This is a genomic window from Pedobacter sp. PACM 27299, from assembly GCF_001412655.1.
Taxonomy (GTDB): Bacteria; Bacteroidota; Bacteroidia; order Sphingobacteriales; family Sphingobacteriaceae; genus Pedobacter.
The window spans coordinates 1,095,596-1,116,325 of record NZ_CP012996.1 but is presented as its reverse complement, the minus strand read 5'-3'; the positions used below and the strand labels follow the sequence as shown (position 1 = coordinate 1,116,325).

At 41.1% G+C, this 20,730-nt stretch carries 18 protein-coding genes; all 18 read right to left on the bottom strand.

From position 1 onward, the window contains the following. Position 1: 1 nt before the first annotated feature. The 18 genes from AQ505_RS04705 to gap all read right to left on the bottom strand — a co-directional run bounded on the left by AQ505_RS04705 (position 2) and on the right by gap (position 20,635). On the bottom strand, positions 2-184 hold the full coding sequence (locus AQ505_RS04705) for a hypothetical protein (protein ID WP_062547107.1): 183 nt from the start codon (positions 182-184) through the stop codon (positions 2-4). Between the two features lie 184 nt (positions 185-368). Beyond that, positions 369-1,610, bottom strand: a complete 1,242-nt coding sequence (locus AQ505_RS04700) for an aminotransferase class I/II-fold pyridoxal phosphate-dependent enzyme (protein WP_062547106.1) — start codon at positions 1,608-1,610, stop codon at positions 369-371. Positions 1,611-1,786: 176 nt separating this feature from the next. After that, positions 1,787-3,418, bottom strand: coding sequence for a cell division protein FtsZ (gene ftsZ / locus AQ505_RS04695; protein WP_062550884.1), 1,632 nt, complete (start codon positions 3,416-3,418; stop codon positions 1,787-1,789). Between the two features lie 129 nt (positions 3,419-3,547). Further along, positions 3,548-4,909 carry a cell division protein FtsA gene (gene ftsA, locus AQ505_RS04690; RefSeq protein ID WP_062547105.1) on the bottom strand — a complete coding sequence of 454 codons (1,362 nt, stop codon included), beginning with the start codon at positions 4,907-4,909 and terminating at the stop codon, positions 3,548-3,550. Between the two features lie 54 nt (positions 4,910-4,963). Continuing rightward, positions 4,964-6,163, bottom strand: coding sequence for a cell division protein FtsQ/DivIB (locus AQ505_RS04685; protein ID WP_062547104.1), 1,200 nt, complete (start codon positions 6,161-6,163; stop codon positions 4,964-4,966). After that, positions 6,156-7,511: a UDP-N-acetylmuramate--L-alanine ligase gene (murC, locus tag AQ505_RS04680; protein WP_062547103.1), complete on the bottom strand. Its 1,356-nt coding sequence runs from the start codon at positions 7,509-7,511 to the stop codon at positions 6,156-6,158. Before murC ends, AQ505_RS04685 begins: the two co-directional genes overlap by 8 nt. Next, on the bottom strand, positions 7,498-8,625 hold the full coding sequence (murG, locus tag AQ505_RS04675) for an undecaprenyldiphospho-muramoylpentapeptide beta-N-acetylglucosaminyltransferase (RefSeq protein WP_062547102.1): 1,128 nt from the start codon (positions 8,623-8,625) through the stop codon (positions 7,498-7,500). The genes murC and murG overlap by 14 nt, the downstream gene beginning before the upstream one ends. 4 nt (positions 8,626-8,629) lie before the next feature. After that, positions 8,630-9,796 carry an FtsW/RodA/SpoVE family cell cycle protein gene (locus AQ505_RS04670; protein ID WP_062547101.1) on the bottom strand — a complete coding sequence of 389 codons (1,167 nt, stop codon included), beginning with the start codon at positions 9,794-9,796 and terminating at the stop codon, positions 8,630-8,632. A gap of 3 nt (positions 9,797-9,799) precedes the next feature. Continuing rightward, a complete protein-coding gene (gene murD / locus AQ505_RS04665; RefSeq protein WP_062547100.1) occupies positions 9,800-11,143 on the bottom strand; it encodes a UDP-N-acetylmuramoyl-L-alanine--D-glutamate ligase in 1,344 nt (447 codons plus the stop codon). Beyond that, a complete protein-coding gene (mraY, locus tag AQ505_RS04660) occupies positions 11,143-12,390 on the bottom strand; it encodes a phospho-N-acetylmuramoyl-pentapeptide-transferase (RefSeq protein ID WP_062547099.1) in 1,248 nt (415 codons plus the stop codon). Before mraY ends, murD begins: the two co-directional genes overlap by 1 nt. Continuing rightward, a complete protein-coding gene (locus AQ505_RS04655; RefSeq protein ID WP_062547098.1) occupies positions 12,390-13,847 on the bottom strand; it encodes a UDP-N-acetylmuramoyl-L-alanyl-D-glutamate--2,6-diaminopimelate ligase in 1,458 nt (485 codons plus the stop codon). The genes mraY and AQ505_RS04655 overlap by 1 nt, the downstream gene beginning before the upstream one ends. A gap of 1 nt (position 13,848) precedes the next feature. Then, a complete protein-coding gene (locus tag AQ505_RS04650) occupies positions 13,849-15,951 on the bottom strand; it encodes a penicillin-binding protein (protein ID WP_062547097.1) in 2,103 nt (700 codons plus the stop codon). Next, positions 15,941-16,363, bottom strand: coding sequence for an FtsL-like putative cell division protein (locus tag AQ505_RS04645; protein WP_062547096.1), 423 nt, complete (start codon positions 16,361-16,363; stop codon positions 15,941-15,943). Before AQ505_RS04645 ends, AQ505_RS04650 begins: the two co-directional genes overlap by 11 nt. Further along, positions 16,360-17,265 (bottom strand): 16S rRNA (cytosine(1402)-N(4))-methyltransferase RsmH, encoded by a 906-nt coding sequence (gene rsmH, locus AQ505_RS04640; RefSeq protein ID WP_062547095.1) that lies wholly within the window; start codon positions 17,263-17,265, stop codon positions 16,360-16,362. The genes AQ505_RS04645 and rsmH overlap by 4 nt, the downstream gene beginning before the upstream one ends. Beyond that, positions 17,255-17,728, bottom strand: coding sequence for a division/cell wall cluster transcriptional repressor MraZ (gene mraZ, locus AQ505_RS04635; protein WP_062547094.1), 474 nt, complete (start codon positions 17,726-17,728; stop codon positions 17,255-17,257). The genes rsmH and mraZ overlap by 11 nt, the downstream gene beginning before the upstream one ends. A 204-nt stretch (positions 17,729-17,932) precedes the next feature. Continuing rightward, positions 17,933-19,126: a phosphoglycerate kinase gene (locus AQ505_RS04630; protein WP_062547093.1), complete on the bottom strand. Its 1,194-nt coding sequence runs from the start codon at positions 19,124-19,126 to the stop codon at positions 17,933-17,935. Between the two features lie 92 nt (positions 19,127-19,218). Further along, positions 19,219-19,647, bottom strand: a complete 429-nt coding sequence (locus AQ505_RS04625) for a GNAT family N-acetyltransferase (protein WP_062547092.1) — start codon at positions 19,645-19,647, stop codon at positions 19,219-19,221. Next, the gene (gap, locus tag AQ505_RS04620) at positions 19,640-20,635 is read right to left on the bottom strand and encodes a type I glyceraldehyde-3-phosphate dehydrogenase (RefSeq protein ID WP_062547091.1); all 996 of its coding nucleotides are present in this window, start codon (positions 20,633-20,635) and stop codon (positions 19,640-19,642) included. Before gap ends, AQ505_RS04625 begins: the two co-directional genes overlap by 8 nt. Positions 20,636-20,730: the final 95 nt, after the last annotated feature.

The following is a 20,730-nucleotide window of genomic DNA, read 5'->3' as shown; positions in this document are numbered from 1 at the left end:
CTTATTTAGCGTCTTTGTTTTTAGTTTCCTGAACTTCCAAACGAATCGCTTGAGCTAAGTTCTTAAGATCCTGCATACCTTTACGAACACGTGTTCCAGCAGCGCTATTCGCTTTGTTGTAGAATTTGTCTGCATCTGCTTCTAAAGCAGCAACAAGTTCTTTTGCTTCATTAAATTTTTTCATCGTTAATTTACTCCTTTTTAGTTTTTAATGGTTTGATTGATACTCTATTACTAAAGTAAGGTGTTTATTCTATAAAAAAAAGATTTTCAGACAATAAATAAAGACCTTTTGAAAACTAATTTTTAGACACAAAAAAAAGACTGCCTTAAAAAAAGCAGTCTTTCCTAAATTCTTATAAAATAGCCTAAGCCATAGAGAACTGATGTTCTTTATAATAACCTGTTTTCAACTTCTCAGACACCTCGCTAAAAGCATCTAAAGTGCGTTGTACGTCTTCCAAAGTATGAACAGCGGTTGGAATCAACCTTAACTCAATTAATCCCTTAGGAATCACTGGATAAACTACAATCGAACAGAAGATACCGTAGTTCTCACGTAGATCCATTGTCAATGCCGTAGCTTCTAACAATTCCCCTTTTAAGAACACCGGCGTCACCATCGTATTGGTAATCCCTAAATCAAAACCACGTTCTCTTAAACCTTTTTGAAGGGTAGTTGCGATCAGCCAAAGACGTTCTCTTAACTCTGGATTATTTTTAAGCAGCTCTAATCTTTTCAATAAACCAATTACCATTGGCATTGGTAAAGCCTTCGCGAAAGTCTGCGAACGCATATTGTAGCGGAAATAGTTGGTTAATTCTTGTGTAGAGGCAACGAAAGCACCAATACCTGCCATTGATTTTGCGAAAGTACCGAAATAAATATCCACACCTTCAACACAGCCTTGCTCTTCATGAGTACCCGCACCTGTTGGACCCATAGTACCGAAACCATGTGCATCGTCAATTAAAAGACGGAAATCGAATTCTTTTTTCAATTCAATCAGTTCCTTCAATTTACCTTGTGCACCTGACATCCCAAATACACCTTCCGTGATCAAAAGAATACCACCACCCGATTGTTCCGTCAGTTTAGTAGCACGTTCTAATTGCTTGCGTGCACTTTCAATATCATTGTGCTGATAAACGAAGCGCTTACCCATGTGTAAACGTAAACCATCAATAATGCAAGCATGAGATTCCGCATCATAAACGATTACGTCATTTCTATCGACTAAACAATCGATGATCGATACCATACCCTGGTAACCGAAATTTAATAAGAATGCATCTTCTTTCCCAACAAATTCAGCCAATTCCTGCTCCATTTGCTCATGGTACTTAGAGTTACCGGACATCATTCTTGCACCCATCGGGTAAGCCATACCAAAATCCGTCGCACCTTGCTTATCCGCTTCCCTAACTTCAGGGTGATTAGCCAATCCTAAATAGTTGTTTAAACTCCAAACTAAATGTTCTTTGCCACGAAAATTCATGTGAGGTGCGATATCCCCCTCTAATTTAGGAAAAGAGAAATATCCATGTGACCATTTCTGGTGCTGACCAATCGGTCCCATGCGTTTTGCTACTTTATCAAAAATATCCAATGTGTATTTATTTAAATGTTATGTATCTTATTTTTCTGCAAATTTAAGGTTAATCTGCTGCAATAGCAATTTTACCTGGCAGCGCTTTAGTCCGCTTGCCCTTCCCACACGATTATTATGCCAAAAAAGCCTTAACAATAAATTGCTAAGGCTTTTCAAATATTTAAATCGACTGATTAATCAACGTTATCGTGTAAAAATGAGTTATTAGGTCTGATCTCTGTTGATCCTTCCTCATCATTACTCAGGGTAAATCTTGAAACCTGAGACTCTGAAGAATGCTGAACCTGTTCCAACTGCATTTGCTTACGTTTATAAGCCGGTTCATTTTCCAGCTCCTGTAAACCATTGCTTGTTCTCAGTTTCATGCTCAGGTCTTTTAATCTCAAGATACGCTCTTTAGATTTTTTCAGCTGATCTTCGATAGAATCGTCATTTTTATCATCATCTGCTCCTTGCTCCACCACTTCCTGACGTTGCGGTTCCACATTATTATGGAATACAGATTCTGGTTTTTCAAAGGTAAAATCGGTTTCAGCTACTTTAATCTCAAACTCAAAAGAAGGATCCTGCTGTTCTTCAGCAACCGCTTCTTCTTCTACTAAAGTATGTCTGACGATACCATTATTATCCGGTTCCTGATAGCCTCTTTTATTGTTGCCATACAGATCACCAAAAAGATCAGATTGTTTGATCTCTTCTTTAGTTTTCATCACTGGCTCATTTGAATAAGCTTCCGGTCTTGCTGCGATAAAAGAATTAACAGGTTCTACCGGTTTCACCAATGGTGCTTCCTCAGGCGTAAGCAAAGAAACTTTTCTTACATTTTTTTTTTCTTCATCACGTTGTTCCGTAGTCTGGAATCCAGTGGCAATAATCGTTACCGACAATTTATCCTCCAGGTTCTCATCGATACAGTTACCCCAGATCAGGTCTGCAGATAATCCTGCTTTGTCCTGAATATAGTCTGTGATGATCGTCACCTCATCCATTGTTACTTCACGTAATCCTGAACTGATATTTAATAAAATATATCTGGCACCCTCAATCTCGTTATCTTTTAACAATGGAGAAGCTAAAGCACCTTCCACTGCATTTAAAGCTCTATTTTCACCATCACAAGCAAAACTACCCATGATCGAAACCCCACTGTCCTTCATCACCGTACGCACATCCTTAAAATCCACGTTGATGTATCCAGGTACTGTAATAATTTCTGCAATTCCTTTGGCTGCGGTAGTTAAGATATCATCTGCCTGGGCAAATGCGGAACCTAAAGTCAGGTTACCAAAAATCTCCCTTAACCTGTCGTTCGAAATCACCAGATAAGAGTCTACATATTTTTTCAGCTCATCCAAACCATCATTGGCTTGCATCTTACGTCGTTTACCTTCAAAAGCAAATGGCGTAGTCACAATGGCTACCGTTAATATATCTAATTCTTTTGCTGCTTTTGCAATGATTGGGCTTGCACCTGTTCCGGTACCACCACCCATTCCGGCAGTAATAAATAACATCTTTGTAGTGCTTCCAAGCATCTGTTTGATGTCATCTATATTCTCTATTGCAGAGTTCTTTCCTACCTCAGGAATTGAGCCTGCACCCATTCCTTCTGTTAAGCTAGCACCCAATTGCACCTTGTTAGGGATCGGACTAAACTCCAATGCTTGCGCATCTGTATTACAAATAATAAAGTCTACACCTGTAATTCCCTGACGGTACATATGGTTTACCGCATTACCACCACCGCCACCAACACCAATTACCTTGATGATTGATGACTTATCTTTTAACATTTCGAACTGCATATCTTTATGAATCAGTTGTTTAAAAATTCGTTTTTCCTGTTCATCTACCAACGTAATAATACCATTTTTTAACAGGGCTTTTCTATTACTGTTTGGAATGTGGAAAAATCGCTAATTGTGGATAAGTATTTATGATTTAATATAATCTTCGTCGCTTACGTTCATATCGTCCTTTACGAAGTCTTTAGCCTTGGCCAGCAGCTTGTCGAACAGTCCACCACCAGAATTCTTGTTCTTGTCTTTAGGATCCTTTGGTTTTTCAACATATACGCCTGGCTGTTTCATTTCTTCGATCAGTTCTTCCGCTTTTTGAATTCCTTTGATCAGCAAACCAACACTGGTTGCATACATTGGACTTTTCAAATCGTCATAAATGGTCTTCGGCATATCTTCATATTTCGATAAATGCTCATTAGGATAACCCACGCGGCAATCTAAGCCAGTTACATATTCTACCAGCTGAGAAAGGTGTTTCAGCAATGCACCACCACCGGTGATCACTACACCACCGATTAATTTTTTCTCATAACCAGACGATTTAATCTCATAATAAACATGCTCAATGATTTCTTCCATACGGGCCTGGATCACATAAGCTAAGTTTTTCACAGAAATCTCTTTTGGCTCTCTACCACGAAGGCCGGGAACACAAATGATCTCATTTTCTTTGTTCTCTTCAGCCAGGGCAGAACCGAAACGGGTCTTCAACAATTCAGCCTGGTTTCTCATCACAGAACATCCTTCACGAATATCTTCCGTTACACTGTTACCCCCAAATGGGATCACAGCAGTATGGCGGATGATGCCTTCATGAAAAATAGCAATATCGGTTGTACCACCACCAATATCCACTAAAGCAATACCAGCTTCCTTCTCTTCGTCGCTCAACACCGACTCTGAAGAAGCAAGAGGCTCTAAAATTAATTCCTGAGTTTGCAACCCAGCATTGGTTACGCACCTCATTATATTTTTAACCGCAGTTACCTGTCCGGAGATGATGTGGAAGTTCGCTTCTAAACGCACCCCTGCCATCCCGATCGGGTCTTTCACACCGGGCTCATTATCGATCGTAAATTCCTGAGGCAAGACATGAATGATTTCTTCTCCTGGGGGCATCACCAGTTTGAACATATCATCAATTAATTTGTCGATGTCTTTCTTTCCAATTTCATTGTTCAGCTCTCTCCTGGTCAAAATGCCGCGGTGCTGTAAACTCTTGATATGCTGACCAGCGATACCAACGTTCACCACGCGGATTTCTACATTCGATTGACCGCTGGCAACTTCAACTGCCTGTGCGATTCCCTGAACTGTTTTTTGAATATTCGAAACCACACCACGGGTTACCCCTGCTGATTCCGCTTTTCCAATGCCCAATACCTCTATTTTTTTATGCTGAGTGCGCCGACCAACGATCACGCAAATTTTTGTAGTACCAATATCCAATCCTACTACGATTGGAGACTGCACGATAGATTTTTCTTTGCCCATAACTATATCGATTTGCTGAGTTATATTCTTGTTGTTTTTCTGGTATCTTTATTCTTATCTCTTTTCTGCTGCCGCTGCCGGCTTCTTTGCAGTTGTTTTTTTCTCTGTTTTTGCAGTACTCGTCTTTTTAACCGGACTCGTCACTGGCTTTGCTTTTGCAACCGGATTAGTCGCCAGCTTCTTGACCGGAGGCTTTACCGCTGCTGTCTTTTTCGGTTCCGATTTTTTCGGCTCAGGCTTTTTAATTACAGGTTTCGCAGCTTCCACCTTTTTTACCGCAGGCTTACTCACCGGCTTCGGCGCTGAAGCCTTAACTGGCGCTGCAGCAATTGCTCCATCCGGAACATAAGGATCATCCGCATCGTTTTTCATTTCCTTTGCAATCTGCTGCAAAACCAATGCGTTAATCACTCCCTTATTCGCTTTTGCGGTATCCACAATTTTCGGCCGCTTCACTCCATTCACTAGCTGCGAATCTGGTTTGTTCTTTTCACAAACCACCTGATTCGTATATTTAATATTGATCGTTTTATAGGTATCCCATCCCACTTTCGGCATGGCCTGTTTATAAAACGCCAGAAGATTTCTCATTTTCACCTGCAAGGAATCAGCAGAGCCCAGCAAGATGCGCTGGTTACCTACTCTTGGGATCAACTCAATATCCATTCTATCATCTACATACAATTGCTCAATTTGTGCATCCCACAAAGTATCTCTTTTGATGAACAATGCCGTCTCGTACAAATCTGCTGCCAATTTGGTGATTAAAGTGTCTACTCTACCACTAAAACGTTCCATAATGTTTCCATTAGCCACCAAAACGTTAGCCGTAAAGTTCGGAGACACTGGCATTTTTAGTCCGTCACGGTCAATGTAATAGTCCTGACCGCCAGCGTTAATTACCCTTAAAATCGGCTGACGCTGTTTAACTTCAATATGAATCACGCCATCCATGTCCGCATACACCGTTGCCTGAGCAATATAGGGGTTAGATTGTATCTTTTTCTCTATCGCCTGCAGGTTGATATCTTCCAGCTTCCGACCGATTAAAGAGCCCTGACTCTGCTTTAAAACCGCATCTATCTCCTCTCGCTCAATAAAATTATCTGCTCCAGGGATCAATATTTTGACATTCGTAATGGTCACCGTATCCTTCTTCATGCTGATGAAACTCATGAGCACAACCACTCCACACAGGCAAACTACCCATGCAAAGCATCTGAATACAAATTTCCAATTGATGTCTTTAAACATGAGTGAAATTAGTTTTTAACGGTTGTATTAACGTGTCAATATCTCCGGCACCTACAGTAATCAGCAGCTCCGGGTTTTTAGTTTTAATACGCTCCAGCACAAGGTCTTTCGCGCAAATCTCTTTACTTTCTAAGGTGATTTTATCCAGCAAAAATGCCGAATCAACGCCTTCAATCGGCAGCTCTCTTGCCGGGTAGATGTCCAGTAAAATCAGGTCATCAACGGTACTCAATACTTCTGCAAATCCATCGGCAAAATCGCGCGTGCGACTGAACAAATGGGGTTGAAAAATCACTGTCATTTTCTTATCCGGATACAGTTGTCTGACCGCATGAAAACAAGCTTTTAATTCTTCAGGATGGTGCGCATAGTCGTCAATATAAATGTGATTTTTTGTATTCACAATATATTCAAACCTTCTTTTCACTCCTTTAAAACTGGCAATAGCGCCCTTTATTTTATCCGCATCAATGCCTAGCTTTAAGGCCACTGCCATTGCTGCTACTGCATTTTCAACATTGTGTTTTCCAGGCAGCATTAACTGTACATCGGAAATCTTAACCTCGCCATCTACATAATCAAAAACAAACTTTGATCCTGCTACGCGAATGTTTTCCCCTTTGATCGGAGCATCCATCCCTGCACTGTAATTCAGACCGCCTTCCAAAGGCAAACCTGCCTTAACGAACAAAGTCCCTTCCGGTTTCAATTGTCCGGCAAACAGGCGGAAAGACTCTTCCAGCTGGTTCGCGTCACCATAGATGTCCAGGTGATCCGCATCCATAGAAGTAATCACAGAAATATCCGGATGCAAAGTCAGGAAAGAACGGTCATATTCATCGGCTTCTACCACCACTACGTGATTGGTCCCCAATAAAAAGTTACTGTTATAATTGCTGGCAATGCCGCCTAAAAAAGCAGTACAGCCAAAACCGGTATCCGTCAGCACATGAGCAATGATAGAAGAAGTCGTGGTTTTACCATGGGTACCAGCAACAGCGATACAAAATTGTCCTTCGCTGATGATCCCTAATACTTCAGAACGTTTCTTCATCACAAATCCCTGTTCCTGGAAATAATGAAGTAAGGCACTATGTTTAGGAATCGCAGGCGTATACACCACTAACGTGTATTCGTCATGGGCTAAAAACTCTACTGGCAAAGCCAATACTTCGTCGATGTAAGCAACCGCAATTCCTTCTTCTTCTAAAGCGATTGTCAGATTGGTCCTGGTTTTATCATAACCGCAAACCTCGCAACCTCTGTTTTTGAAGTAACGGGCAAGCGCACTCATGCCAATACCACCGATGCCTACAAAATAAATCCTCTTAATCTTATCTAACTTCACGTAAACCTCCTTTCCCTGCTAAAATTAACACCTCTTCTGCAATGATGTTATCCGCATCAGGCAAAGCCATTTTTCCTATATTTTCAGAAAGCATTTTACAGCGATCTTTATCTTTTAATAACATTAATGCTTCTGATACCAGCGTATCTTCCGCAGAGCGATCGGCAATTAAAAGCGCTGCATGGTGCTTCACCAATGCCATTGCATTTTTTGTCTGGTGGTCTTCTGCCACATTTGGCGAAGGCACCAGAATTACTGGCTTTTTAATCAGGCAAAGCTCCGCAATAGTGCCTGCTCCTGCTCTGGAAATGATCAGGTCAGCAGCGGCATAAGCCATGTCCATCTTATTCAGAAACTCCAGAATACATACGTTCGGATGGTAATCCAAACCTAAGCGCTCTACAATCCCTTTATAATAAAACTTGCCCGTCTGCCAGATCACCTGAACATCTTCAGCAATTAAGTCTTGTAAATGCTTTTCAATACTTTTGTTTAAGGTACCTGCACCCAGACTTCCACCTGTCACCAGGATGGTTTTCTTTAATGGGTCCAGTTTCAGCAATTCTGCGCCAGCATGATGTTTATGCGCAATGTCTACCACATCTTTCCTAACTGGATTTCCTGTTTTCAGGATATTCGCTGCTGGGAAAAACTGATCCATCTCGTCAAAAGCCACACATACTTTCGCTGCTTTTTTCCCTAACCACTTATTGGTTACCCCTGCATAGGAGTTTTGCTCCTGAATCAGGTAAGGGATATTTTTTAATGATGCAGCAAATAGGATGGGTCCGGAAGCATAGCCACCTACACCAACCACTACATCAGGTTTAAAATCAGCAATTAACTGCAAGGCTTTACGCATGCTTCCTAGCATTTTAAATGGCAAACTTAAATTTTTTACGATTGAGCCTCTTTGTATACCGCTGATGTTTAAACCAATGATCTTATATCCGGCAGCAGGAACTTTTTCCATTTCCATTCTGCCTGTTGCGCCGACAAATAAAATCTCACAGCTAGGCTCCATGCGTTTTAAGGCATTCGCTATCGATATCGCCGGAAAAATATGTCCGCCGGTACCACCACCTGAAATAATTACTCTCGTTGCTCTCTTCATCTTCTTAATCTATCGCAGGAATCTCACCTACCACTACTTTTTTATGACTATTCTCTTCTACATCTCTGCTCACACTCAGGATAATTCCAAAGGCGATACTGGTAAAAATCATGGAAGTACCCCCCATGCTGACCAATGGTAAAGGTACCCCGGTAACCGGACCTAAACCTACGGCTACGGCCATATTGGCAAAAGCCTGAATGGTCAGACTAAAGCTTAAGCCCGCAGCCAGCAAGGCCCCGAAGGCCTTGGGACTCTGCGTCACAATCCGTACACATCGGTAGAGCAGCACCAGGTAGAGCACAATCACCGTCATCGCCCCCAGCAAACCATATTCTTCCACGATAATCGCGAAGATAAAATCCGAATATGGGTGAGGTAAGAAATTTCTTTGCGTGCTATTTCCGGGGCCTTTTCCAAAAACACCGCCTGTTGCCAGTGCGATTTTAGATTGATCTGCCTGATAGGTCTTATCCGAATTTTGCAGCTCCGGATGTAAGAATGAGTTTACCCTGGATTTATACGTTCCTGCTCTGGGTCCTAAAAACACAATAAACAATAGCAAAACTGCACCACCGGCACAAACTATGGAGATTTGTTTAATAGAGATCCTGCCGATAATTAACAAAAGGATACTCACCCCAAACAACATAATTGCCGTCGATAAATTCGCCCAGGCAATCAGTACAAAAACCACACATACCGATCCCATAATCGGAACAAAGGCTTCTTTTACATCTTTAATATTTTCCTGCTTCTTCGTCAGCATCCTTGCCAAAAAGGTAATCAGCGCAAGTTTTGCCAAATCGGAAGTCTGGAACGTCAATCCAATTACCGGAATCTTTACCCAACGCGAAGCATCATTGATATTCGCTCCAAATACCGCAGTATAGAATAGCAATGGAATGGTAATGATCATCAGGATTTTGGAAATCCCAGCGTAATATTTATAATCCAGTAAATGCGAGATATAGATCATCCCTATACCCATGATCACGAAGATCAGGTGTTTGGTTAATAAAACTTTTTCTACGGTCTTATTCACTTTATAGGCATACGTTCCCGTTGCACTATACACGGTAAGTATAGAGATCAGCGATAAAAGGATAATGATCAGCCATATCCAGCGATCTCCTTTTGTCTTGTCTAAAATCTGATTAATTGCGATCATAACTTATAGTTCTTTCACAGCCATTTTAAACTGATTGCCACGGTCTTCGTAGTTTTTGAACAAATCAAAACTTGCGCAGGCCGGTGACAACAGCACCGTATTCCCTTTATTTGCCAAGTGGTAAGCCACCTGAACTGCTTCATTTGCGGAGAAGGTATTGACAATCACTTCTACATCATCTTCAAAAGCCTCATGAATCCTTTTATTGTCTTTCCCTAAGCACACGATTGCCCTAACTTTCTCACGAACCAGGTCTTTCAGCATACTATAGTCATTGCCTTTATCTACGCCACCCATAATCAGGATCACGCCAGGGTTCACACTTTCCAGCGCATACCAGGTAGAGTTCACATTAGTCGCCTTGGAATCATTGATATACTCCACACCGGAAATTTTACCGACATGTTCTAAACGATGTTCCACATTCTTGAAGTCACTCATGCTCTCACGAATCACGGAATTTTTAATATCCAATATTTTCGCAACTATGCCCGCAGCCATAGAATTATAAACATTATGCTTGCCTTGTAAAGCTAATTCTGTGATCGACATGGTTAATTCTTCTTTTAAGTTAATGTTGATGTGTAGGTTATTGCCTTCCAGGTAAGCGCCATTTTCAATCTTTTTACGGATAGAAAAAGCCAGCATCCCTGAATTGATTTTGACAGACTTCATCGCTTTTAAAGTCTCGTCATCATCAGCACAATAAATGAAAACATCATCACTCTGCTGATTTTGAGTGATCCGCAACTTTGAGGCTGCATAATTACTCAGTTTATAATCGTACCGGTCCAAATGATCCGGCGTAATGTTTAATAAAATGGAGATATCAGCTCTGAATTCATACATATCGTCCAACATGAAGCTGGAAATTTCCAATACGTAATAGTCAAAATCAGCCGTTGCGACTAATGCTGCAAAGCTATTCCCAATATTTCCTGCCAGGGCAACGTTCAATCCCGCATTTTTCAAAATGTGGTACGTCAACAAGGAGGTCGTTGTTTTACCATTCGACCCGGTAATGCAGATCGTTTTTGCCTTAGTATATCTTTTCGCAAATTCAATCTCCGAGATCACTGATATGCCTTTTGCTTTCAATGCTTTAATCATTGGAGCAGTTTCCGGAATTCCAGGACTCTTCACTACCTCTACCGCATTCAAGATCAGTTCAGCTGTATGCTGCTTTTCTTCAAAGGCGATATTCAGTTCCTGCAAATGTTCTTTGTACTGCGAAGGGATGGCACCTAGATCAGAGACAAAAACATCAAATCCTTGTTTCTGTGCTAACATTGCGGCACCTACACCGCTTTCACCGGCTCCTAAAACGACTATCCTTTGCTTTTCCATTATCGAAGTTTTAAAGTGATGATCGTAATGATGGCCAATAAAATCCCAATGATCCAGAACCGTGTCACAATTTTAGCTTCATGGTATCCTTTTTTCTGATAGTGGTGGTGTAAAGGAGACATCAAAAATACCCTTTTGCCCTCTCCAAACCGCTTTTTTGTATATTTAAAATAGCTCACCTGAATGATTACCGACAAGTTCTCAATCAGGAATACGCCACATAAAACCGGGATCAGTAATTCTTTACGGATCATGATCGCAAAAGCGGCGATAATACCACCGATGGCCAAACTTCCGGTATCCCCCATAAACACCTGTGCAGGGTACGAGTTATACCATAAAAAGCCAACACAAGCACCAACAAAAGCACCCGCAAAGATCATCAGCTCTCCTGAATTGGGGATATACATGATGTTCAGGTAATCGGCAATCACGGTATTACCCGATACATAGGCCAGCAGGCCTAAGGTAATCCCGATAATCGCGGAGGTCCCTGTGGCTAATCCATCAATCCCATCTGTAATATTTGCCCCATTGGATACTGCAGTCACAATAATGACTACAAAAAACAGGAATACAAACACCGAATATTTCTCATAGCCTTCTCCTAAAAATTTCAGGACTTTGGCATAATCAAACTCATTATTTTTGTAAAAAGGAACATTCGTCAAGGTAGATTTTACATCCTGTGTATAGTAAAAACTCTCTCCTTTTTGTCGCAGTACCATTGGTGCTGTCGCATTGGTAATACCCGATTCATCCACCGTCTGACGTACAACAATATTAGGATTGAAATACATCGTCCATCCGATAATCAAAGCCAGACCAACTTGTCCGACAATCTTAAACCTACCTGCTAAACCCTCTTTGTTTTTTCTGAAAACCTTGATATAATCATCTACAAAGCCAATCACTCCCATCCAAACGGTGGTGATGATCATCAGCAATACATAAATATTAGAAAGGTTAGCCAGTAATAAAGTAGGCACCAAAATCCCTAACAGGATCATGATTCCACCCATTGTTGGCGTTCCTTGTTTCTGCATTTGTCCTTCTAAACCCAGGTTTCTTACGGTTTCCCCCACCTGCATTTTCTGCAGATAGTTGATAATGGCACGGCCAAAAACAGTAGTAATGATTAAGGAAATAATGATCGCTAAGGAAGTACGGAAAGTGATGTATTGAAACAGCCTCAATCCCGGGAAATCGTAATGTGCGTTTAGGTATTCGAATAAATAATATAACATTAGCTGATCAAGTTTAATTGTTCCATTAATATTTCCTTATCATCGAAATGATACCTCACGCCATTGATTTCCTGATACTTCTCATGCCCTTTTCCAGCCAGCAGGATAATATCTCCTGGTTTTGCTAAATGGCAAGCCGTTTTAATCGCTTCTCTTCTATCTACTATACTCAACGTCTTCCTCTTATTTGTTGGCGATACGCCCTTTTCCATTTCCTCTACTATCGTTTGCGGATTTTCCGACCTTGGATTGTCCGAAGTCAGGATCACCTTATCACTCCAATCGCAGGCCACTTGTGCCATAATCGGGCGTTTTGTTTTATCTCTATCACCACCACAACCGATGATCGTAATCACCTGTTCTGTGCCTTTTCTAATGTCGGCAATGGTACTCAATACATTCTGCACTGCATCTGGTGTATGTGCATAATCTACAATCCCGATGATCTGGTTACTCGAGGTGATGTAATCAAACCTGCCTTCGGCTCCCGTAAGGTTGCTCAGCGCGGTTAATGCTTCCAGTTTATCTTCCCCTAACAATACTGCAGTACCGTAAACGGCAAGCAAGTTGTATGCGTTGAAAGAACCCACCAGTTTAAAGAATACATCTGCCTGATCAATCTCCAGATGTAAACCATTGAAGCTATTTTCTACCACTCTTGCTTTAAAATCAGCCAGCTGTTTTAAGGCATAAGTCATTTTGGTGGCTTTGGTATTCTGCAGCATCACCATACCGTTTCTATCATCCAGATTGGTCAATGCAAAAGCCCCTGCAGGCAATCCATCAAAAAATGCTTTTTTAGCTTTAATGTAATTGTCGAAAGTTTTATGGAAGTCTAAATGGTCATGACTAATGTTCGAAAACACACCGCCTACAAAATCTAAACCTTCGATACGGTGCTGCACTACCGCATGAGAACTCACTTCCATAAAGCAATATTCACAGCCAGCATCCATCATTTTCTGCAGCAATTCATTTAAGGCAATTGGGTTTGGTGTCGTATGTGTAGCCGGAATCACCACATCATCAATATGATTCTGTACGGTAGAAATCAATCCTACATGGTAACCCAGCGTACGGAAAAGCTTAAACAAGATCGTTGCGATCGTCGTTTTACCATTCGTACCGGTAATGCCTACCAATTTCAATTTCGAAGAAGGGTTGCCATAATAATTAGCAGCCATTTCTCCTAAAGCGACCGAACTATTGTCTACCTGTATATAAACTACTCCTGGAACAGTCTGCGCAGGAATTTGCTCACACACAATTACCGAAGCACCTGCCTGTATTGTATTTTCAATATATTTATGACCATCTGAAAGCGTCCCTTTAATGGCAAAGAACACCGCATCTTTAATCACCTGACGGGAATCAAAAACAAGCGCAGTTATCTCCCTATTGGTAGACCCAACCAGGTTTGTTATGGCGATTCCATATAAAACGTCTTGTAATTGCATATTATCTTAATTCTAAATCTACTCCTAATCCTCTACCTATTTTACTGCCGGAAGGAATCGACTGACTAAACACCTTTCCACTTCCAAACACTCTTGTTTTCAAACCTGCATTTCCTAAAAGAAATAGGGCATCTTTCAGTCCCATTCCATTTACGTTAGGCATCACTCCTTTTACGGAATTATATTCTTCATAAGCAACTCCATTATTGGTATCCACGCTATTGAAATAGTCTGACTTCGCTGCATATAAAGATTTGATCCCAAAAGCACCGTATACTTTCTTTACCGCTTTACTTTGTCCCGACTTTGCTTCCGGATTTTTTGTATTGCCTACCAGGTGATCCTGAACATTATTATACATCTCAATGTCACTTGCGTAAATGCGATCTGCAATTTCTTTAAAAACCGGTCCTGCTACAGTTGAGCCATAGTATCCATTTTTTGGTCCATTGATAGATACCATAATTGAATACTTAGGTTTATCGGCAGGAAAATATCCACAGAAAGAAGCCTGGTAACTTCTCTTCGCTTTATACCCTTTATTTCCATCAGCTACCTGAGCTGTTCCTGTTTTCCCTGCAACGCGATAAAATGGAGAGCTCATCAGTTTCCCTGTACCTTTGGTAACTACCGCTTCCAGCATAGCCTGAAGTTTTTTTACTGTTTTCGGCGAACAAATCTGTTCAGAGATGACCCTTGCATGAAATTGTTCAATAGGGTTGCCCAGTCTTCTGATTTCTTTTACAAAAATTGGTGAAATATATTTCCCATCATTAGCCACTGCATTATAAAATGACAAGATCTGTAATGGCGTTATTTGCATTTCATATCCATAAGCCATTTGCGCGAGCGTCAGGTTCTTATTCCAGCTTCTGTTCGAAGGGTTTTTAATGACCGGTTTTGCTTCACCAGGAATCTGCAAACGTAATTTCTCATTCATGTGTATATCATACAAATGATCCGTGAACTGAGCTGGATTATCTTTGTAATGTGTATTTACCAGTTTAGCAACTGCTGTATTTGCCGATTGTTCAAATGCTTTCATCACGGTTACCACACCAATACCACCATGTGAATCTTTAATGGTATGTCCCGGAACACGGTAAAAACCATCACCAGTATCGACCAAAGTATTCGTATCTACTTTTTTATCTTCCAGCAATGCCATGTATGAAGCCAGTTTAAAAGTAGACCCTGGATCCTGACTGCCGCCAATGGCATAGTTAAATTTCTCTTCATAAACCCCTTCTGATACCCTGGTATAATTGGCTACTGCCCTCACTTCACCAGTGTTGACCTCCATTAGGATCACCGTACCATGGTCTGCATCACTTAATTTCAGCTGTCTCTCCAAAGCGGTTTGCGCTAAATCCTGCATATTAATGTCTATGGTAGAAATGATATCTGCACCTTCTTTAGGAGCCACCTCTGCTTCATCATTTACCGGCATCCATACGCCACCGGCGATACGCTGTACCAATCTTTTTCCACTTTCACCATTGATGTAATTGCCATAAGCACCTTCCAGTCCTACACCATTGGCCACATTCTCATTTTTGTATCCGATCGTTCTGGATGCCAGAAACTTAAATGGCTTAATTCTTTTGTTTTGCTGCACCGCGATCAGACCGCCTGAATATTTACCGATATTATATAGCGGAAACGTTCTGATGATTTTCAATTCCTGGTACCCTACTTTACGTTTGATCAGCAGGTAACGTGAGCTATCCTGTCTGGCTGAACGCAGGTAACGCGAATATTCTTTAGGGCTTTTGTCCTTAAAGAATTCCGATAATTTCATGGCTAAAGAATCTACTTTTCCAAAGAACACCTTGTTGTCGTCAATCCCACCAGCAAACAAATCCATTCTCAATTCATATTCAGGAATGGAGGTCGCCAGCAGACTTCCATCTGAAGAATAAATATTTCCACGAGCCGCTTCTACATTGATATACTTAGTAGAGAGGCTGTCGGCCATGGCACGCCACTTATGCCCCTCTACAAATTGTACATCGCATAGTCTGACCAATACTGCTACGGCAAGCAGTACAATCAGTCCGAATGACAGATAAACACGTAATAATATGTTTGCTCTAATGTTCATTAGCGTTTATAACAATTTTTTTAGGGGGTTCGGTTAATTCCTTAATCCCCAGGGTATCTACTTTTTTAGCAACTTCAGTCAGCTTACTTTTGAACATTAAATCAGCTTTCAGCGATTTATATTCCCAGCTCAACTCTTTTACTTCTTTATTTAACTTGTCAATATTTCTGATGTTCTTCACTGCCATGTGACTGTTTGCGATGTAAAGCATGCACAAAACCGACAAAAACAGTAAAAACGGTAACATATCTGTTGCCGCTTCCTTGGTTACTACCCCTTCGGTAAATAACTTCTTAAAGAACGCTTTACCACTCTCAGGCTCCCTATTCTTCCTTCTGGGTTTCTTAATCTGAATTTCTTCAGATCCCAGTTCATCCTCTTCTTCTATATTTTGCCTGAACTGGTTATTCATAATCTTTCTCCAATTCTGAGCTTCGCACTCCTTGCGCGACTATTGCGTTCCAACTCTTCGTCGTCTGCAATCACCGCTTTTCTAGTGATGACTTTAAATGGTTTCTCTTCGTTACCATAAAAATCTTTCTCCACCTCTCCTCTGAACTTCCCTTTAGCCAGAAAACTTTTAACTGGTCTATCTTCCAATGAATGGTAAGACATCACCACCAAACGACCACCTGGTTTCAGGATATCAGCTGTTTGCATTAAAAAATTCTCTAACACTTCAATTTCTTTGTTTACTTCAATGCGTAAAGCCTGAAAAACCTGAGCCATGTACTTGTTTTCCTTCCCTTTAGGGATATGAGCACCAGCCGCTTTCTTAAAATCCGCAAGGGTTTTAATAGGCTGTTCTACACGACCGGTCACAACCGCACGCGCCAGCGATTTTGCATTTTTCACTTCTCCATAAATGCCGAAGATCTTGTGTAGTTTATCTTCTGCATAGGTATTCAACACATCGGCAGCGGTTAGCGCACCTTGTTTGTCCATACGCATATCCAGGTCAGATTCAAATCTGGTAGAAAAACCACGCTCTGGAACATCAAACTGATGTGAAGAAACGCCTAGATCAGCTAAAATGCCATCTACCGCTTTATAACCTAGCAAACGCAGGTTATTTTTGATAAAGGCAAAGTTCTGGTCTACAAAAATGAAACGCGGGTCATCAATTTTATTGCGCTGTGCATCAGGATCCTGATCGAAGGCGATCAACACTCCGTCTTTTCCTAAATGCTTTAATATTTCTCTAGAATGTCCGCCACCACCAAAGGTAACGTCCACATATACGCCATCGGGTTTGATATTCAAACCATCGATACATTCTTTCAACATGACAGGAATGTGGTAATTATTCTCCATCGCTCCTCCTATTTTTATTACCCATTACTTCTTCTGCAAGTTTTGAAAAGTCAGCTGGCTCATTATCAAACAAAGCATCATATCCTTTTTTCGACCATACCTCAATCTTATCAAACTGACAAGCCAAAACCAACTCTGTGTTGATTTCAATGCCTACAGATTCCAATAAAGATTTAGGTAAATTAACCCTTCCAGCTGCATCCAACGTCAATTCCGTAGCGCCGCGAGTGAAGTATCGAATAAATTCTCTGTTTTTTTGTTCGTATGGATTCAACTTACTCAACTCTTCCACTATTCCTTCCCATACTTTTTTAGGGTAGATCACCAGGTGTTTTTCAAAACCTCTATTGATCACAAGTCCCTCAACCTCAACATTAGGCAATTGTTTTTTCAGAGACGAAGGAACCATCAAGCGGCCTTTCGCATCCAATTTACAATCAAACTCTCCTAACAGTTGAACCATTTCTTTATGTGGTCTTTATAATGTAGTGTAAAAATAGATATTTCTACCACTTTTTACCACATTCTACCACAAAAAATTATCCACATAATTCATACCACTTTTTTTGTGCCTTGAGGGGATCGAAAACACAGTAAATGAGGTGGTAAAAAAAACAGGCGCTTCACAAAATAGCGAAGCGCCTGTCTATTTTTTCAGACGAAAAGACTAGTCATTAATGGCTTTTACACCTGGCAATTCTTTGCCTTCCATATACTCCAATAATGCACCACCACCGGTAGAAACATAACTCACTTTATCCTCTAAATTGAATTTTGCGATGGCCGCAGCAGAATCTCCGCCACCGATCAATGAAAACGCGCCATTGTCCTGAGTAGCAGCTACAACTGCATCAGCAATTGCACGTGTTCCTTGCTCGAAGTTTGCCATTTCGAAAACACCCATCGGACCATTCCAAAGCAAAGTTTTCGAACCTTTGATCACTTCAGAAAATAAAGCAATCGTTTTTGGACCAATATCTAAGCCCATCCAGTCTGCAGGAATACAACCCGTATCCACGTTTTTCTTCTCTGCTTCATTAGAGAATTTATCCGCGATCACGGTGTCTAAAGGAAGGTATAAATTCACCCCTTTAGCTTTCGCTTTAACCAGCAATTCCAGACAAAGCGCCATTCTGTCTTCCTCTAAAAGAGAAGTACCGATTTCACCACCCTGAGCTTTCGCAAAAGTATAAGCCATACCACCACCGATGATCAGGTTATCCACTTTATCCAACAGGCTTTCGATCAATAAAATCTTATCTGACACTTTCGCGCCACCCATGATCGCAGTGAAAGGTTTCACCGCACCATCGTTTACTTTTTCCGCATTTTTAAGCTCTTCAGCCATCAAATAACCGAAGTATTTGTCATTCGGAAAGAATTCAGCGATGATTGCTGTAGAGGCATGTGCACGGTGTGCAGTACCAAAAGCATCATTCACATATACATCTCCAAGTTTCGATAATTTCTCTGCGAAATCGCGATCTCCTTTTTCTTCTTCCTTGTAAAAACGAAGGTTCTCCAATAACAAAACTTGTCCTGGCTCCAGGTTTCTAGCTTTGTCGGCAGCCTCTTCTCCAATACAATCATTTGCAAACTTCACTTCCAGGTCTAACATTCTGGAAAGATCACCTAAGATGTGTTTCAAAGAAAATTTGTCATCTGGTCCGTTTTTTGGACGACCTAAATGAGACATCAGGATTACTGAACCACCATCATTCAAAATTTTAGTAATGGTTGGCAATGCAGCACGCATTCTTTTGTCATCAGTAATGTTAAATTCAGCATCCAAAGGCACATTGAAATCTACCCTTACTAAAGCTTTTTTATCTTTGAAATTACACTGGTCTATTGTTCTCATTATTGTTATTGTTTAGAATTATTGGTTTTGAATGGTACTACTTTAAAAGAGTATTAAATAATTTACGTCATACCGCTTTGTTCAAATGAAATTTACAGCTTTCTGAACATGTCGAAATGAGGTCCTACGCCTAGTATTTCAAACTCTTCAGAAATCAATACAAAGCCCAGCTTCTCATAAAAAGCAGCTGCAGAACTACGCGCGTTGCACCAAATATAAGCAGCATTAGCTGATGTCAGCTCATCAATTGCAAATTTTATCAGCTTTGCGCCATATCCTTTTCCAGCAAAGGCCGGATCAGAAGCCATACCGCGCAAGCGAAAGCCTCCTGAGCCTTGTTCTGGACGATCCTCTGGGAAAAATGTCGCTACAGTAACCAGTTTTGTTCCTTCAAAACAGCCAAGATGAAAAACACCCGCCTGATCATCCTGAGGAAAAACACACTGCTCGTAAGCCATCCCATTTCTCAGGACTAAACTTCTTAGTGGCAAGGTCTCTGCCGCTGTAATTCTCTTAATCATGTGTTGCTGCAATTTTTAATACCAGATCCACCAAACGGTTGGAATATCCAGACTCATTATCATACCAACCCACCACTTTCACCATATCACCAACGATAGAGGTCAGCTGTGCATCAAAGATGCAGGAATGTGGATTGTCTAGAATATCAACGGAAACAATAGGGTCTTCGGTATATTCTACCAGCTCTTTTAATTCATTTTCTGATGCTTTTTTGAATGCAGCATTGATTTCTTCAATCGTGGTTGCTGTTTTCAGCAGACAGGTAAAATCAGTTAAGGAACCGTTCAATACTGGAACCCTGATTCCTGCACCGCCCAATTTCCCTTCCAGATGAGGAAAAATATTGGTGATCGCTTTTGCCGCTCCTGTACTCGTTGGAATGATCGAAGCCGAAGCCGCTCTCGCTCTTCTTAAATCTTTATGCGGTCCATCATGCAGGTTTTGATCACCAGTCATGGAGTGGATCGTGGTAATATATCCTTCCAATACACCCCAGTTGTCGTCCAGGATTTTCACCATTGGTGCCACATTGTTTGTGGTACAGGAAGCATTAGACAGAATGGGCGACTTCAAATCGATATGCGTTTCATTTACACCCAATACCACCATAGGAATGTCCTTATCTGCGGCAGGTGCCGAAATCAATACCTGCTTCGCTCCCGCCTGCAAATGCAGATCCGCTCCTGCTCTGCTGGTAAACTTACCGGTAGATTCTAAAACCAGATCGATTCCAAGTTCCGCCCAAGGCAATTCTGCCGGATTAGACTTTGCATAAACCTGGATTTTCTTTTCATTCACAATTAAAGCATCAGCTTCAAAGCTGACTGTACCCTTAAATCCACGGTGAACCGTGTCGTATTTGAATAAATGCGCGAGTGTTGCCGGATCTCCGAGGTCATTGATGGCCACAACATTGATGTTTTTTTCGATGGCACTGCGTAAAAAAATACGGCCAATTCTACCAAAACCATTAATTGCTATTTTCATTTGAAAATGTTAGTTATCGATGTTCTTGTTGGTTATTTTGTTGGTTACAGTCCTAGTCCGTCCCGCTAATTATAATTCGAGATCTTCCTTCCTGC